Origin of the sequence: Bradyrhizobium iriomotense (assembly GCF_018130765.1) — a bacterium.
In the GTDB taxonomy this organism is placed as follows: domain Bacteria; phylum Pseudomonadota; class Alphaproteobacteria; order Rhizobiales; family Xanthobacteraceae; genus Bradyrhizobium; species Bradyrhizobium iriomotense_A.
Genome location: NZ_JAFCJZ010000023.1, coordinates 50,712 through 66,638 on the forward strand (window position 1 = coordinate 50,712; position 15,927 = coordinate 66,638).

Below are 15,927 nucleotides of genomic sequence, written 5' to 3' on the forward strand. Positions count from 1 at the left end.
CCCACCATGCCATGGCCGGCGGAGCGAGACAAACTCGCTCCTGTCTAGTTTACGGCGATCGGGGATGGCAATCCGACGGTGCGCAGGGCCGCATTGCTTGCGGCACGAAGCCGTTCAGCCTTGCGCGGCCGTTTTACCTGACGGAATTGGCGCCTTGTCGGCAAGGCCAATCTCCTCGCGCAACGCATCGGTGTGCGCGCCGAGCGCGGACACCGTCTTGGCCGGCGTCGTGTCGGCTCCCGACATCCGGAACGGCAGGTTGAGCACCTGGAACGAGCCGCCCTCGTCCCGCACCTCGGAGAGCGCCTGGCGATGCGCAAGCTGCGGATCGGCCAACGCCTCTGACACGGTGCGATAGGCCGAAGCCGGGACGCCGGCAGCACCAAGCGCGAGCAGGCATGCATCGGTCGAAAGCTGCCGCGACCAGACCTCGACGCCGTCCATCAACGCCGCCCAGTTCTCGCGGCGCGGGGCGTAGGTCGCGAAGCGTGGATCGGAGATCCATTCGGGGCGGCCGATCACCCCCATCAAGGCCTGGAACGTCTTCTCGCTGGCGACAGTGATCATGACATAGCCGCTTGCCGTCTCGGTCGGCCCGAACATCGGGCGCGGCGGCGGCGCGACCGCGAATTGCGAGATCTGCAACTCGGTCAGGGTCAAGGACAGCATCGATTCCAGCATGGAGACGTCGATGTGCTGGCCGAGCCCGGTCACGGTGCGCTGATAGAGCGCCGATGCAATTGCGCCAAAGCCGTAGGTGCCGGTGACAACGTCGGCGTGGTAGATGCCGCAACAGTCGGGCCTGTGACGGCCGGGCTGGTAGGCGAGATGCGCCATGTCGTAGCCGGAGGCGGCATGGATCACCGGCGCATAGGCCGGCAGCTCGGCCGAGGGGCCGGTCTGGCCATAGCCGGAGATCGAGCAGTAGATCAGCCTCTCGTTGACCGCACGCAGCCTGTCATAGTCGAGCCGCAGCCGATGCATCACGCCGGGGCGGAAGTTCTCGACCAGGATGTCGGCGGTCGCGGCCAGCCGGTAGACGGCGTCCCTGCCGTCCTCGGACTTGAGGTCGAGCACCAGGCTCTTCTTGCCGACATTGAGCTGGCCGAACGCGGTGCTGCAGCCCTTGCGCAGCGGCGGCCGGGTCCGCATCGTCTCCCCGCCGTCGGTCTCGATCTTGATGACCTCGGCGCCCATGTCGGCTAGCATGCGCGCGCAGTGGGGACCGGCGATCGTGGTCGAAAAATCCAGGACCCGCAGGCCCGCGAAAGCCTTTGTCGTCGTCCCCTCATGCTTGTCTGGTAGCTGCATGCGTGCCGCGTCTCCCTGGGGCCCCCTTAGGAACCGCCGATGTTCTCTCTTATTGGTGCGGCGACCCTAGAGGGCGGCGGCTGAGTAGGAAAGTCTTTACCGAGCAGACGCGTCTTGCGGCGGGCTTGAGAATTTCCAGGGCAACTGGACCCGTTCTTGCATAGCAGCAAACGGGATCGGATAAGGGCAGCAGTTCTTGAGGGTCTTGTTCGTTACGACAGAGATGGACGACTTCGTCCGCGTCGGCGGACTTGGAGCCGTTTCCGCTGCCCTCCCCCGCGCGCTACGCCCCTTCGCCGATATCCGGATCATGCTGCCCGGCTATCGCGACATCATCGAGCAACTCACGCATATCCAGATTGTCGGCCGCTGCCCGCCGTTCGCTGAGCTGCCGGCCTGCTCGCTCGGCCGTGCCGCGACCAAGGATGGCCTGCCGGTCTACGTGCTGTTGTGCTCGCAGCTCTACGACCGGCCCGGCAATCCCTATGGCGATGAGTCCGGGCACGACTGGCCCGACAACGACATCCGCTTCGCGCGCTTCGCCTCGGCAGCAGCTGAGCTTGCCATGGGCAAGCTGGACAAGAATTGGGCAGCGGACCTGGTCCATGCCAACGATTGGCAGGCCTCGCTGGTGCCGGCCTATCTCGCCTGGCGCGGCGCCAAGCTGCCGTCGATCCTGACCATTCACAACCTCGCCTATCAGGGCCTCTTCCCGAAGGAGGCGCTGCGGCGGATCGGCGCACCGGAAAGCTCCTTCCACATCGACGGCGTCGAGTTCTACGATCAGGTCTCCTTCCTCAAGGCGGGCCTGGTCTACGCTTCGCACCTCACCACCGTCAGCGGCACCTATGCGCGCGAGATCACCACGGAGGAATTCGGCTGCGGCCTGGAGGGCCTGCTCCGCCTGCGCTCGGATGCCGCCGAGCTCACCGGCATCCTCAACGGTATCGACGAGAGCTGGGACCCGCGCTCTTGCGCGCAACTCGCCCAGCAGTTCGGGGCCGGCGACTGGGTCGGCAAGAAGGCCAATGCGGATTATGTGCGCAAGCAGTTCGGGCTCGCGGTGTCGCGGGGGCCGATGTTCGGCATCGTCGCCCGCCTCGTGCACCAGAAGGGCATCGACCTCGTGCTGGCGGCGGCCGACGAGATCATCGATGCCGGCGGGCAGATCGTGGTCACCGGCTCCGGCGAGCCGGCGCTCGAGCAGGCGCTGATCAACGCCCATCGCCGGCGTCCCGATGCCATCGGAGTGGCGATCGGCTTCAACGAAGCGCAGGCGCGGCGTATCTTTGCCGGCAGCGACTTCACCCTGATGCCGTCGCGGTTCGAGCCCTGCGGCCTCAGCCAGATGTACGCCCAGCGCTTCGGCTCATTGCCGATCGGTCACCAGACCGGCGGTCTGGCCGAAACCATCACCGACGGCGAGACAGGCTTTTTGTTCTCAAGGCCCTCGCACGAATCCTTCCTCGGCGGCGTGCGCCGGGCGTTCTCGGCCTTCATGGCGCAGGACCAGCTCGACACCATGCGCCGCAGCGCCATGGGACGATCGTTCTCCTGGAGCATCTCGGCCGGCAGCTACAGCGCGCTGTATAGGAAGCTGGCGTCGGTGTGAGGCCTCACTCTCCTCTCGTGCCCCGGACGCGGCGCAGCGCGTCGCCCTTGCGACGTGGTGCGCTGCTGAGCCGGGGCCCATCTCACAGAGGAGTCCGTGGCCCCTGGGTCCCGGCTCTGCGCCGCAACGCTCATGCGTCGCAGCTTGTCCGGGACACGAGAGATTTGGCCCTCACCCCTTCCCGCGCACATCCATCCGCGGCCGGCCGATCCAGGCACGGTTGAGGCAACGCGTCATCCAGTCGGGCTGAGCCTCGCCCCGCAGCCGCGCCTGCGCTTCCTGATAGGGACCGACATAGCGCAGTCTGTGAGGCAGTTTCGGATAGACGCGCCTGATCCATCGTAGCGCATTGTCGGCGGATCTGGCGTCGCGCTCGTCAAACTCAAAACCAAACCCCACCCGCAAGCGCTCCGGCAGCATGCTTGCCGTGAGCGCGCGGTACCATCGCGGCGGACGCAGCCACGGACGCGCGCCCGTGAAGATCTGCGTTGCGATCTCACGCGCAGCCGCGCTGACCGTCAGCGTGTCCGATTGCGTCATCGCCGCGGTGTACGCGGCGAAGCCGGACCAATCCGCCGGGAGGTCATCCGCCGTCAGCCCGAACAGCGCACCGAACGTCCGGCTCTCGGCCCAGTAACGTTCGCGCTCCTCCACCGAGAGCGGTGGCAGAACGAGGTCATGCGCCATCAGCGCAGTGTCGACCAGCGTGGCGTGAACCCAGCGCAGCGACGGAATGTCGTTGGCGCAGTAGTGCGAGCCCGCTGCGAACGGGCCGACCGTCTCGGGCATCTGCCCGACGATCATGCCGTGGCGCCGGTGCAATTGCCGGGACGACAGCAGCGCACGATCGAGCGAGCCGAACACCATGGCGAAGACGATGTCGAAGGTGCGATGGAAGCGACCGATCGGATCAGCAAAGGTTGTGGAATGCTCGGCGATGGCGGCGGCGACCCAGGGATGGGAGAGTTGCAGCAGCAGCGCGCGACCGGCGCCGAGGAAGTTCACGGCCTCCCGGTCGATCCGCCAGGTCACCGTGTCAGGGCCGAACACGCCGGGGACTGGCCCCGCCGCGTCAGCGCGGACCTGATCGAGTGCCGCCTCAAGATCTTTCTCAACGACCACTTGCAAGTCTCGCGACGAAGACGCCGCGATAATAGCCCAGACCGCACGCTCTTGACATCGTCACCGTCCGAAACAAATGACGGACAGGGCCCTCACTCTGCCGCAATCGGCATCTCGTCCGTATGCTCGTGCAGCACCACGCCGGCGAGCGGATCGAACTCGCCGATCCAGGGCCTGCGCGCCAGCACCGATCGCGTGTGAGCATAGCCTGCATGCCAACGCCGCGTGATCCCCGACGGGCTGAAGTCGATATCCTTGGTATGGGTCTCTTGCTCGAGCTGCGGCGCCAGCAGCCGCACCACATGCATGCGGGTCGGACAGCCGTAGCTCGTCAGCTCCCTCACCGCGGGATCGCTGCGCTCGCTCTCGGGCAGCCGTGCCGCAAGCTGGTTGATGACATGGCGCAGGCGATGGGCCTGCTGCTGCCGCACGATCTGGCTCGCGATGCGGCTGGAATATTGCACGTCCTTGTGCCGGTTCAACACCTCCGCCATGGTGGTCGGTTCCGGCCCGACGGGATTCCACAGATGCACGGAGAAGATCAGCGAATCCCTGCGCGGATTGTCGTCGAACACCGCTTCCGTGGGCGTGTTCGACAGGATGCCGCCGTCCCAATAGAGCTCGCCGTCGATGCGCACCGCCGGAAAAGCCGGCGGCAGCGCGCCCGAGGCCATGATGTGCTTGACCGTCAGCTCGCCGTCGCGGCTGTCGAAATAGCGCATCTCGCTGGTGCCAACATGAGCCGCACCGACCGTCAGGCGCGGCGCGCAGCGATTGGCCAGATCGAAATCGACCAGCTCGCTCAGCGTCTTCTCCAGCGGCGCGGTCGAATAGAAGCCGGCATGATCGGCGCCCAGCGGATAGGAATCGCCGGCATGCGCCAGCGGATTGGGCCGGAAGAATCCTGGAATGCCATGGGTCACCGTCGACCAATAGGCCAGCTTCTCGTTGAAGCCGGGAAACGTGGCGCGCCAGTCCCAGACCGGCTGCTGCTCCATCCGCTTCCAGAACTCCCGCAAGCGCGCCAGCCGGTGCTCGGGCGAGTTACCCGCAATGAGACTCGCATTGATCGCGCCGATCGAGGTACCGATGATCCAGTCCGGCTCGATGCCGGCTTCGTGCAATGCCTGGTAGACCCCGGCCTGGTAGGAGCCGAGTGCGCCGCCGCCTTGCAGCACGAGCACGACCTGTCCCGGCAGGTCCATGCTCTTGCGCTGTACCTTGTCCTGCATGCCGTTCATATCTCGCTCCTGTCGAGCCTATGGTTATCATTCGTCGGACGTAAGGCCATTGTTACGTCCTGCCGTTCTCGGCGATTGTCGGGCCTTTTGGAAATGCCGGCTGGCTTCCGTAACCATACGTAGGCGCTATCGAGCCCGGGATGTCATTTCCCGTCCGGATCGGCTAGATTCCGGTCGATCCTGCTGGGAGCCGATCCATGGAAATGCACCAGGTCCGCTATTTCCTCGCGGTGGCGCAGCTGTTGAATTTTACGCGCGCCGCCGAGGAATGCAACGTGACGCAGCCCTCGCTGACGCGTGCGATCAAGCAGCTGGAGGCCGAGCTCGGCGGCGACCTGTTCCGCCGCGAACGGCCCGCGGCGCAACTGACCGAGCTCGGCCAGCGCATGCATCCGCTGCTGAAGCAATGCTACGACGCCGCCAGCGGCGCGCGCTCGCTCGCCTCCTCGTTCCGCAGCGGCGAGATCGGTGCGCTGCGCATCGCGCTGACGCATTCCATCGACCTCGCGCTGCTCATCCCGCATCTCAACGAGATCCGGCGGCAGTTCAACCGGCTCGAATTGCGTTTCCTGCGCGGGACGAGCCGCGAGGTCGGTGAGTTCCTGAAGAAGGGCGAAGCCGAGCTCGGCATCGCCGCCGAGATCGACGAGGCCTGGGAGCGGCTCGACGTGTGGCCGCTGTTCACCGAGACGTTTGATCTCGTCGTCAGCAGGGAGCACCGGCTCGCCGGGCGCGATACAATCGAGCCGGATGATTTGCGCGCAGAGCAGTTGCTCGGCCGGAACTATTGCGAGCATTCCAGGCGTATCTCCGCGAGCCTGCGCGAGCACGGCATCGACGTCGATCACGGCCACGAGATCGCAAGCGAGCGTGACCTGATCGAGCTGGTCGAGGCCGATATCGGCGTCGCCATGATGCCCCACACCTCGCCGGTGCCGGAGACCCTGAAACGCGCCGCAGTTGCCGGCCTCGACGCACGCCGCACCGTCAGCCTCTACGGCGTCGCCGGCCGGCAGCGCACGGCCGTCGCCAACGCAGTGATGCGGATGCTGCGCGGCGCAGACTGGCGGGAGATCGCGGGGTAGTAGATGGAGCGCTCTTGCATCACGCGAGATGCGCATTGCTGTGCCCTCGCCCCTTGTGGGAGAGGGCAGCGACGCTGGCAGACGCAGACTCGCTTGGGTGAGGGGTATGTCTCCGCGAGCATCAGTGCACGCGGAGACATACCCCTCATCCGGCGCTTCGCGCCACCTTCTCCCACAAGGGGAGAAGGGAAAAAGAAGCTCAATTCCCCTCGCTCGCGCTCTCCAGCGCTTCGATTAGGTCATCGATCTCCATGCGCTTGCGGAAATCCGGATCGACGAAGCGCGCCTTCACCAGCCCGTCACGGCCGACGACGAACACCGCCGGGATCGGCAGCATCCAGCCGTCATTGCCGTGGAACTTCGCCATATCCTGATAGGACAACAGGCTCTGGATCTCGGTGCCGAGCCAGATCGCGAGATTGAGCGACAGCGCGTAGCCGTTGTCGAGATCGGTCAGGATCGGAAACGGCGCGCCGGAGTCGGCCTTGACCTGCCGTGTGTATTCCTGCGTCTCCGGCATGATCGCGACGACCTGCGCGCCGATCGCCTTGATGCGCTCCTGCGCGTGCACCACCGCGCGGACATTGAGTCGGCAATAAGGGCACCAGTGGCCGCGGAAGAACATCACCGCGGCGGGGCCTTGCTCCAAGAGCGCAGGCAGCGCGACGAGAGCTCCACTTTCATCCGGCAGCATGAAAGGCGGCATCGCATCGCCGGGACGCGGTGCGGTCTCGCCGCCGCCGTTCCCGCTCAATCGCACCACCAGGCGATCGACCGCCTCGCCATAGGCAGGAAACACCTTTCGGCTGGCATCGGCATAGGCGCGCAGCTGCTCGTTCAGCGTTCCCTCCATGTCGCGGCAGCGCTGGAAGGCAAGCCTGAGCTGCTCGGCGTCGGCTGCTGAGAGAGAGGTCATCTTCCGCTCCGGCGTTCTTGGTGTGAATAGTAGGTGAGATCCGGCCGCCCGCAAGGGGCGGCCGTTACGCGAAGGTCGGTTCAGTTCACGTAGAAATTGCCGGTGGGATCGAGCCGCCCCGACGTGGAATACAGCGTGCCGTTGTCCATGAAGAAGACGGTGTCGGCGGGCACCTTCTTGGCGTTCTTCATCATGGCCTCGTGGTTCTTCTCGGCCGGGGCCATGGCCATCGCCGACATCTTGCCAGGCCCGCCATAGACATAGGCCATGCCGGCCTTCAAATCCCAGGCCGCTTCCGAGAAGGCCGACGTGGCGATCACCGCGAAGGCGGCGGTAAAGATCAGGGTTTTTGACACTTTCGTCATGGGATGCTCCTCCGGATTGACGTGAACGCCCGCCAATCGGGCGCCCTGTCATCGGACGCCAGATCCTCCGGAAGCGGAAATGCCGTTGTCCAATCGGTTCGATAGCTGCCGCGCATCAAGATAGCGCAGGGCTATCGCATCGAAAGCAAGCCGGCATTTCAACATCGACGCGGTCTCGGCGAAGCTGCTGCCATAGCCGGCGACCAACGAGGTTGCGGCCAACAGAGGAGACTTCCCATGTTCAAGCAGCCCATGTTGTCGCGCCTGGTCTGGTCGGGCGCAGCCATTCTCGGTGCACTGACATTTGCAACGCCGGTCTTCGCCGGCGAATGCCCGGCCGGCAAGATCAAGCCGAACGCGCAGCAGATGGTCGACTATAAGCCCGTGGGCGTCACCGACGTGACGCTGGGCGCGATCGATCTCGGCAAGCAGCCCGCCCATATCGAGGGCCGCGAGCTGCGCTTCCGCAAGCTGACCATCGCGCCCGGCGGCATCGTGCCCTGGCACAGCCATGACGACCGCCCCGCACTGATCTTCGTGCAGCAGGGCGAGATCGTCGAGTACGCCTCCAACTGCGTCGATCCGATCGTGCACAAGGCCGGCGACATCCGTCCCGAGGTCTACGGCACCTCGCATTGGTGGAAGAACCTCGGCAAGGAGACGGTCATTCTCTATGTCGGCGACGTCCGCAAGGATCCCAACGATCATCACATGTAACGAGCGCATCCAGCCCCTGCGCACTCGTTACCGGATGTGGCGCCCGGGATCCCCCATGCCACCCGCATGCCGGGCGCCACATTCATCACAGGACAATCAAGCCATGACCGATCTTTCCGCATCGATCAAACCGGCCGCAATGACGCTGGAGGCGCACTCGCCGGGTCTCGCGCTGCGTTCGCTCGTGATCGGCCTGACCGCATTCCTCACCGTCGTCGACCTGTTCGCGACGCAGGCGATCCTGCCCTCGCTGGCACGGCACTACGGCGTCACCCCCGCTGCGATGGGCTTTGCCGTCAACGCCAGCACCTTCGGCATGGCGACAGCCAGCCTCGTCGTCGGCTTCTTCAGTCCGCATATCAACCGGCGGACCGGCATCCTGCTCAGCCTGACGCTGCTGGCGATCCCCACCAGCCTGCTGGCGTCGGCGCCAAATCTTGCCGTCTTCACCGCCTTGCGGGTCACGCAGGGTCTGTGCATGGCCTCCGCCTTCGCACTCACCCTCGCCTATCTCGGCGAGCAATGCAGCGCCACGGACGCCGGCGGCGCCTTTGCCGCCTACATCACCGGCAATGTCGCCAGCAACCTCGTCGGCCGGCTGATCTCGGCGGCGGTCGCCGACGGCCTCGGCCTTGCCTGGAATTTCTATGTCTTCGCAGCGCTGAATCTGGCCGGCGCGGTGCTGGTCTATTTCACGATTCGACGCGTGCAGCCGATGCACGCGATGATGCCGGCGTCCTCGCCGCTCGCCGCCACCATCGCGCATTGGCGAAATCCGCGGCTCCGCGCCGCCTTCGGCATCGGCTTCTGCATCCTGTTCGCCTTCATCGGCACCTTCACATTTGTCAATTTCGTGCTGGTGCGGCCGCCGCTGTCGCTGGGCATGATGGATCTCGGCCTCGTCTATGTCGTCTTCCTGCCGTCGGTCGTCACGACGCTTCTGGCCGGCAAGGTGGCCGCGCGGCTTGGAACGCGTCTGACAATCTGGGGCGCGCTCGCTGTCGCCGGCCTCGGCCTGCCCTTGATGCTGACGCCGCATCTGGGTGAAGTCCTCGCCGGCATGGTCCTGGTCGGCGTCGGCACATTCTTCGCACAGGCTGCCGCAACTAGCTTCGTCGGACAGGCAGCAACCGACAACCGCGGCATCGCCAGCGGCACCTATCTCGCGTGCTATTTCTGCGGCGGACTGGTCGGTACGGCCGTACTCGGCCGGCTGTTCGACGCCTTCGGCTGGCACGCGTGCGTGTTCGGAGTAGGCGTGGCCCTCGCGCTGGCGGCCTTGATCACCTTCGCCCTGAAGCCTAACGCTTGACCGGAGCTTCCTGCGGCGGCTCGTCGTCGGCGATGGCGCGCCAGGCGGCGCCGTCGAGATCGTCGTACTGGCCGCTTCGGAGCGACCAGAGGAAGGCGACGAGACCGGCACCACCGAGCATCAAGGCGAGCGGCACCAGGATGACGAGGATCTCCATCACACGATCTCCCGCGAGGCGCTGCGCGCGCGCAGCGAGTTCAGCATGACCAGGATCGATGATCCGCTCATGGCGGCCGCTGCAATCAGGGGCGTCACGACGCCGCTGATCGCGACCGGCACGGCAAGCGCATTATAGCCGATCGCGAGCCAGAGGTTCTGCCGCATCAGATGCAGCGCCTTGCGCGAAGCATCGATCGCGGCGACCACGGGGGCCAGCGGCCGGCCGAGAAAGACGAGGTCGGCCGTGGCCTGGCTGAGATGCGCGGCCGAGATCGGCGACATCGAGACATGGGCGGCCGCCAGCGAGGGCGCATCATTCATGCCGTCGCCGACCATCAGCACCTTCATGCCGCGCCGCTTCAATTCCTCGATCCGCGCGATCTTGTCGGCCGGCGTGACGCCGGCGCGCCATTCGGGAATGGAAAGGGCGTGCGCCGCCGCCTTCACGGCCGGCTCGCGATCACCGGAGAGGATCTCGATGCCGATATTGCGCGCCTTCAGCGCCGCGATCACGGCCTGGGCATCCGGACGCAAGCCCTGACGCACCGAGAGGATGAATTTTTCGGGCCCCTTGCTGAACGCCACGATGGAGGCTTCGGGGTCGAGATCGTCGGTCAAGCCGACGAGGCCCTCGGCACCACAGAAGGACGGACGGCCAAGCCGGATCTCGACGCCATCCACGGTCGCACGCACGCCCTGCCCGGCTTCCTCGACCGCGCCGACAACAGGCGATCTGGCGCCGGCGGCCTGCGCCACCGCGGCGGCCACCGGATGATGGCTCGACAGCGCGAGGCGGCCGGCCAGTTCGAAGATGTCGGCGGGGATATCGGCCGCGTTCATCACTTCGAGGTCGGGCAGCGTCAGCGTGCCGGTCTTGTCGAAGATGACATGGTCGGCTTCCGCCAGCCGCTCGATCGCATCGCCCGCATTGAGCAACACGCCCGCCCTGAACATCGCGCCCGAGGCCACCGTCTGCACCGTCGGGATCGCGAGCCCGAGCGCGCAGGGGCAGGTGATGATCAGCACGGCGACGCCAGTCACGATCGCATCATGCCAACTCGCACCCGCAATGACCCAGCCCAAAATGGTGATCAGCGCGGTCGCATGCACCACCGGCGCGTAGAGCCGCGAGGCGCGGTCGGCAAGGCGCATGTAGCGCGAGCGAGCCTGCAGCGCGTTATCCAATAGCCGCGTGATCTCGGCGAGCAGCGTCGCCTCGGACGCCGCCGAGACCCGCACCCGCAGCGTGCCGGAGATGTTCATCGATCCGGCATAGACCGGCGTGCCCTGCTCCGCCGTGACATAGAGCGTCTCGCCGGTGATGAGGCTCTGGTCGATCTCGGAACGGCCCTCGATCACGGTGCCGTCGACTGCGCAGCGCTCGCCGGGCCGCAGCAGCACGATGTCGCCGGGATGGATCGCCGCCACCGGCACCTGCGAAATTTCATCCGGACCCACGAACTTGGCCGCCGTCTCCGCCTTGAGCGCGGCGAGATTGCCGGCGACCGCTCGGGTCCGCCGCCGCATGTTCTGGTCGAGGAAGCGGCCGACCAAAAGGAAGGTCAGCAGCATGATCGCCGCGTCGAAATAGGCGTGCTCGGCGTGGTGGATGGTCTCGACCACGGACATGCCGAGCGCCAGGATCACACCGATCGAGATCGGCACGTCCATGTTGGTCGTCTTCGCCGACAGCGCGCGCCAGGCCGAACGGAAGAACGGCTGACCGGCATAGGCCGCCGCCGGCAGCGCGATCAGCGCCGACAGCCAGTGGAAGAAGTCGCGCTGTTCCGGCAGCATGTCCGAGACGTTGCCCGACCATACCGGGATCGACAGCATCATCACGTTCATGGTGGCGAATGCCGCGACCCCGAGGCAGCGCAGCAGGAAGCGGGATTCGGCGACCTCGGCGACTTCCGCGCTCTCGGTCTCGAACGGATAGGCCTTGTAGCCGAGCTCTTCGAGCCGGTCGATGAAACGGCCGGGGTCCAGCGTGCCCGCCTTCCATTCCAGCGCGACACGGCGGTCGGTCAGGTTCACGCGTGCCAGCGTGACGTCGGGGATAGCGGACAGGCCGCGCTCGATCTTGGCCATGCAGCCGGCGCAGTGAACGCCTTCGACCGCGAGATCGATATGCCGCAGGCCCGCGCCCGCGTCGCGAACATAGTGAGAGAAATCGCGCGTGACCTGCATGACGAGATCCTTCAGTTCAGGATCACGCGGTTGCGCGAGAGGAACACACGGGACCCTCGCGCCTCACCCTCGATCACCAGATCCCACTGCCCCGGCGCGACGGACGCGGCATTGCCGCGATAGACGCCGATGCCGGCCTCCGCGAGCTCGACCTGGAGGTCGGCGCGCTTGTCGGTCGGCCGCTCCAGACGCCCGCCGAACTTCAATCCGGCGAGCGGCTGTCCGCTCGCATCACGCGCCTCGACCCGGATCGCGGCGCCACCGTCGGTGCTGCGCTCGATATGGGCGCTGACCTGCCATTTGCGCGCGGCCTGGTCCTGCGCCGCGGAGATCTCGCGGCCATAGGTCAGGCCCGCGGCATAGGGGCTGTCGACGTCCGTGCCCGGCAGCGTCGCGATCGCGAGCTTCATCATGGTCACGTTGACGCCGATCACGAGGCCGAAGAAGGCGACCAGCATCAGCAGCACCTTGGTTCCGGTCAGCGGCTTGGATGCCATGGCAGTCTCCTGGTCCTACGGCGCGACGAAATTGTCGGTGGCGGACGCGACTTCGCCGAGGCCGATATCGGTGACGTGGAAGCGCACCGGAATCGACTTCTCCGGATTGTTCTCCGCCGGCGCCGTGACGAGCAGCCGCAGCTCGCTGGTGGAGTCGCGGGGGATCACGATCATCGGCCTATCAGGCGTCACCGAATCGACGCCGACGACGTGGACCGTCAGATTGGCCGGACCGTTCGCATCGATCGCGATGACACGGTCATAGCCGCTCTTGTTCAAGAGACGCACCGTATAGGCGTTGCGGATCGAGCCGTCGCTGAGCTTGACCGCGACCGGATTGCGGTCGTGCAGCACGTTGACGTCGAGCAGGCTGCGCGTCGCCAGCGTATAGATCATGAAGCCGCCGACGGCGGCGATGATCGCGCTGTAGGCGATGGTGCGGGGCCGCACCATGCGGTAGATCGGCGCCTTGCCTTCCTGGCGGCGGTGGATGTTGATGTCGTTGTCATAGCCGATCAGCCGCTTCGGCCGGCCGATCTTGGCCATCACGTTGTCGCAGGCATCGATGCAGAGCCCGCACTGGATGCATTCCATCTGCGGTCCGTTGCGGATGTCGATGCCGGTCGGGCAGACCGCGACGCACTGGTAGCAATCGACGCAATCGCCGACCTGCTGGCCGAGCGCGCGCAGCTCGGCCGCCTTCTTCACCGAGGTGCGCTTCTCGCCGCGGTCGTAGCGGTAAGTGACGTTGAGCGCCCATTCGTCGGTGAGCGCCGCCTGGATGCGCGGCCACGGGCACATATAGGTGCAGACCTGCTCGCGCATGTAGCCGGCGAGCACATAGGTCGTTGCGGTGAGAATGCCGATCCAGACATAGGCGATCATCGGCCCCTGGAAGGTGACGAGCTCCTTCACCAGGGTCGGCGCGTCGTTGAAGTAGAGCACCCAGGCGCCGCCGGTCCACCAGGCGATCAGCAGCCAGATCGAATGCTTGAGCACGATCTCTGAGATGCGCTCGAGCTTCATCGGATCGCTCGACGCATCCTTCTTCATCCGCTCGCGCCGGTCGCCCTCGATCAGGCGTTCGACGGCATAGAACAGGTCGGTCCAGACGGTCTGCGGGCAGAGATAGCCGCACCAGATCCGGCCGCCGATGGAGTTCATCAGGAACAGCGCCACCGCGGCGACGATCAACAGGCCGGTGAAGTAGTAGACCTCCTGCGGCCACAGCTCGATGAAGAAGAAATAGAAACGGCTGTTGGGAAGGTCGATCAGCACCGCCTGGCTGGGCGCGCCGAGGCCGCGATTCCAGCGCACGAAGGGCAGGAAGTAGTAGACGCCGAGGCAGAACGCCATCAGCCCCCATTTGATCCGGCGAAACGTGCCGGAGACGCTCTGGGGATAGACTTTCTTGCGGGCTGCGTAGAGCGGCCCGTAATCATCACCCGATATGAGGTCTTTGGGGTTCACGGTCTTGTTCATCGCCAGGAGCTTCTCGAAAAGGTGCGATTAAACCTAGACCCGACACCGCCGTGTCAGTTGATCCAGCTCAAACGGGGGCGTTTTTGTTCGCCCCCGTTTGGACCCATTGTCCGCCGATCGATTACTTGCCGCCGCCCAGCGAGTGGACGTAGACCGCCATTGCCTTGATGGTGGCGGGATCGAGCCGGCCTTCCCAGGCCGGCATCACGCCGGCGCGGCCTTGGCTGATGGTCTCGATCAGGGCGGCCTCGTCCGAGCCATAGAGCCAGATCTTGTCGGTCAGGTTCGGCGCGCCGAGTTCCTGGTTCCCCTTGCCGCCATCGCCGTGGCAGGCGACGCAGTTCTCGGCGAAGATCTTCTCACCCTTGGCCGCATCAAAGCCCTTGCGAGTCGGAAGGCCCGACAGCGAGCGCACGTAATTGGCGACCGTGACGATCTCGTCGGCCTTCAGCACGCCGTCCTTGCCGAAGGCGAGCATCTGGCCTTCATGCGTCTTGGCATGGCCGGAACGCGCGCCGAACTGGATGGTCTGCATGATCTGGTCGAGCGTGCCGCCCCACAGCCAGTCGTCGTCGTTCAGGTTCGGGAACCCCTTGGCGCCGGCACCGCCGGAGCCGTGGCACGGCGCGCAATTGTCGCCGAACACGGTCTTGCCCTTGGCGCGGGCGAGCGCCAGCAAGGCCGGGTCCTTCTCGATGTCGGCGAGCGAGGCCGCGCCCAGCGCGACCATCTTGTCGCCCCGGATCTTCTCGAGATTGGCGAGCTCGACCGCGACGTCGGCACGCGAGGAGTAGCCGAACACGCCCGTGGTGTTGCTGGCGATCAGCGGCCAGGCCGGATAGACGATCCAGTAGCCGATCGCCCAGACGATGGTGAGGTAGAAGCAGATCACCCACCAGCGCGGCAGCGGCGTGTTGAGCTCCTTGATGCCGTCCCACTCATGTCCGGTCGTGGACTTGCCGGTGACGGTATCGACTTCGCTATGATCGGTCATGGTCTCTCACTCCTCCCGCAGCGGCAGGTGCGCCGCTTCGTCGAACGCAGCCTTGTTGCGGGGCCAAAATGCGTAGGCGATGATCGCGAGAAAGATCGCGACGAACACCGGCGTCCAGATCGTGGCGACGAGACCAGACGCGAGATTGTCGAGTGTCAGGATGGCTTTCATCGTTGATGCCTTCTCAGCGAAGATTGGCTTTCTCGTTGTAGATCTTGAAGTCGACCAGGGTGCCGAGCATCTGCAGGTACGCGATCAGCGCGTCCATCTCGGTCGGCGTGCCGGTCTTGCCGTCGAAGTTGCGCACCACCGCCTTGGCGTAGCGCTTGCTGAAGGCATCGCCGCCGGCATTGTCCGGATCGGCCTGGGCCTTCAGATCGGCGCCTGCGTTGGCGATCTGGTCGTCGGTGTAGGGCACGCCGACGGTCCGCAGCGTGCGCATGTGGTCGGCGATCGTGTCCGGATCCACCTCGTTCTGGCTGAGGAACGGATAGCCCGGCATCACCGACTGCGGCACGATCGCGCGCGGGTTGATCAGGTGGGTGACGTGCCAATCGTCGGAATATTTCGCGCCGACGCGGGCAAGGTCCGGACCGGTGCGCTTCGAGCCCCACTGGAACGGATGGTCGAACATGCTCTCGGCGGCGAGCGAGAAGTGGCCGTAGCGTTCGACCTCGTCACGCAGCGGCCGGATCATCTGCGAGTGGCAGAGATAGCAGCCCTCGCGGACGTAGACGTTGCGCCCCGCCAGCTCCAGCGGCGTGTAGGGCCTGACCCCGTCGACCTTCTCGATCGTGCTCTTGAGGTAGAACAGCGGGGTGATCTCGACGAGACCGCCGATCGAGATCACCAAGAGGATGCCGACGATCAGGATGATCGAGTTCTTTTCGAAGATTTGGTGGCGTGTCCAGAACGACATTGCTT

The 15,927-nt window shown here is 65.6% G+C and carries 16 protein-coding genes; 4 read left to right on the forward strand and 12 right to left on the reverse strand.

The genetic code is table 11. The features are described from left to right. Nucleotides 1–114 precede the first annotated feature (114 nt). Entirely contained in the window at nucleotides 115–1,311 is a 1,197-nt protein-coding gene (locus JQ635_RS31050; protein WP_211413592.1) for a CaiB/BaiF CoA transferase family protein, read from the reverse strand. A 196-nt stretch (nucleotides 1,312–1,507) separates the two neighbouring features. Between JQ635_RS31050 and glgA the strand changes: the two genes are divergently transcribed. Continuing rightward, entirely contained in the window at nucleotides 1,508–2,923 is a 1,416-nt protein-coding gene (glgA, locus tag JQ635_RS31055) for a glycogen synthase GlgA (RefSeq protein WP_211413593.1), read from the forward strand. Nucleotides 2,924–3,094: 171 nt separating this feature from the next. On the opposite strand, the gene JQ635_RS31060 is transcribed toward glgA, so the two are convergent. Then, a complete protein-coding gene (locus tag JQ635_RS31060; RefSeq protein ID WP_211413594.1) occupies nucleotides 3,095–4,045 on the reverse strand; it encodes an oxygenase MpaB family protein in 951 nt (316 codons plus the stop codon). A 92-nt stretch (nucleotides 4,046–4,137) separates the two neighbouring features. Next, the gene (locus tag JQ635_RS31065) at nucleotides 4,138–5,286 is read right to left on the reverse strand and encodes a patatin-like phospholipase family protein (RefSeq protein WP_211413595.1); all 1,149 of its coding nucleotides are present in this window, start codon (nucleotides 5,284–5,286) and stop codon (nucleotides 4,138–4,140) included. Between the two features lie 197 nt (nucleotides 5,287–5,483). Here JQ635_RS31065 and JQ635_RS31070 point away from each other — a divergent pair, with 197 nt between their 5' ends. Further along, entirely contained in the window at nucleotides 5,484–6,371 is an 888-nt protein-coding gene (locus JQ635_RS31070; RefSeq protein ID WP_211413596.1) for a LysR family transcriptional regulator, read from the forward strand. A 199-nt stretch (nucleotides 6,372–6,570) separates the two neighbouring features. Here JQ635_RS31070 and JQ635_RS31075 read toward each other — a convergent pair whose 3' ends face one another. Together JQ635_RS31075 and JQ635_RS31080 are read right to left on the reverse strand one after the other, a co-directional pair. Beyond that, nucleotides 6,571–7,287 (reverse strand): peroxiredoxin-like family protein, encoded by a 717-nt coding sequence (locus tag JQ635_RS31075; protein WP_211413597.1) that lies wholly within the window; start codon nucleotides 7,285–7,287, stop codon nucleotides 6,571–6,573. 80 nt (nucleotides 7,288–7,367) lie between these two features. After that, the gene (locus JQ635_RS31080; RefSeq protein ID WP_211413598.1) at nucleotides 7,368–7,652 is read right to left on the reverse strand and encodes a hypothetical protein; all 285 of its coding nucleotides are present in this window, start codon (nucleotides 7,650–7,652) and stop codon (nucleotides 7,368–7,370) included. Nucleotides 7,653–7,889: 237 nt separating this feature from the next. Here JQ635_RS31080 and JQ635_RS31085 point away from each other — a divergent pair, with 237 nt between their 5' ends. Both JQ635_RS31085 and JQ635_RS31090 read left to right on the forward strand, forming a co-directional pair. Further along, a complete protein-coding gene (locus tag JQ635_RS31085) occupies nucleotides 7,890–8,369 on the forward strand; it encodes a cupin domain-containing protein (protein WP_211413599.1) in 480 nt (159 codons plus the stop codon). Nucleotides 8,370–8,472: 103 nt separating this feature from the next. Beyond that, a complete protein-coding gene (locus JQ635_RS31090; protein ID WP_211413600.1) occupies nucleotides 8,473–9,681 on the forward strand; it encodes an MFS transporter in 1,209 nt (402 codons plus the stop codon). Here JQ635_RS31090 and ccoS read toward each other — a convergent pair. From ccoS to ccoO, 7 genes are all read right to left on the reverse strand, one after another. Next, complete coding sequence (ccoS, locus tag JQ635_RS31095) at nucleotides 9,671–9,838, reverse strand: cbb3-type cytochrome oxidase assembly protein CcoS (protein WP_008138466.1); 168 nt, start codon at nucleotides 9,836–9,838, stop codon at nucleotides 9,671–9,673. The genes JQ635_RS31090 and ccoS overlap by 11 nt on opposite strands. Further along, a complete protein-coding gene (locus JQ635_RS31100) occupies nucleotides 9,838–12,030 on the reverse strand; it encodes a cation-translocating P-type ATPase (RefSeq protein WP_211413601.1) in 2,193 nt (730 codons plus the stop codon). Before JQ635_RS31100 ends, ccoS begins: the two co-directional genes overlap by 1 nt. A gap of 11 nt (nucleotides 12,031–12,041) precedes the next feature. Next, nucleotides 12,042–12,527, reverse strand: coding sequence for a FixH family protein (locus tag JQ635_RS31105; RefSeq protein WP_211413602.1), 486 nt, complete (start codon nucleotides 12,525–12,527; stop codon nucleotides 12,042–12,044). A 15-nt stretch (nucleotides 12,528–12,542) separates the two neighbouring features. Then, nucleotides 12,543–14,009, reverse strand: a complete 1,467-nt coding sequence (ccoG, locus tag JQ635_RS31110; protein ID WP_211413603.1) for a cytochrome c oxidase accessory protein CcoG — start codon at nucleotides 14,007–14,009, stop codon at nucleotides 12,543–12,545. Nucleotides 14,010–14,130: 121 nt separating this feature from the next. Then, entirely contained in the window at nucleotides 14,131–15,003 is an 873-nt protein-coding gene (ccoP, locus tag JQ635_RS31115; protein WP_211413604.1) for a cytochrome-c oxidase, cbb3-type subunit III, read from the reverse strand. Between the two features lie 6 nt (nucleotides 15,004–15,009). Then, nucleotides 15,010–15,174: a cbb3-type cytochrome oxidase subunit 3 gene (locus tag JQ635_RS31120; RefSeq protein WP_211413605.1), complete on the reverse strand. Its 165-nt coding sequence runs from the start codon at nucleotides 15,172–15,174 to the stop codon at nucleotides 15,010–15,012. A gap of 13 nt (nucleotides 15,175–15,187) precedes the next feature. Beyond that, nucleotides 15,188–15,922: a cytochrome-c oxidase, cbb3-type subunit II gene (ccoO, locus tag JQ635_RS31125; protein ID WP_211413606.1), complete on the reverse strand. Its 735-nt coding sequence runs from the start codon at nucleotides 15,920–15,922 to the stop codon at nucleotides 15,188–15,190. Between the last annotated feature and the right edge of the window lie 5 nt (nucleotides 15,923–15,927).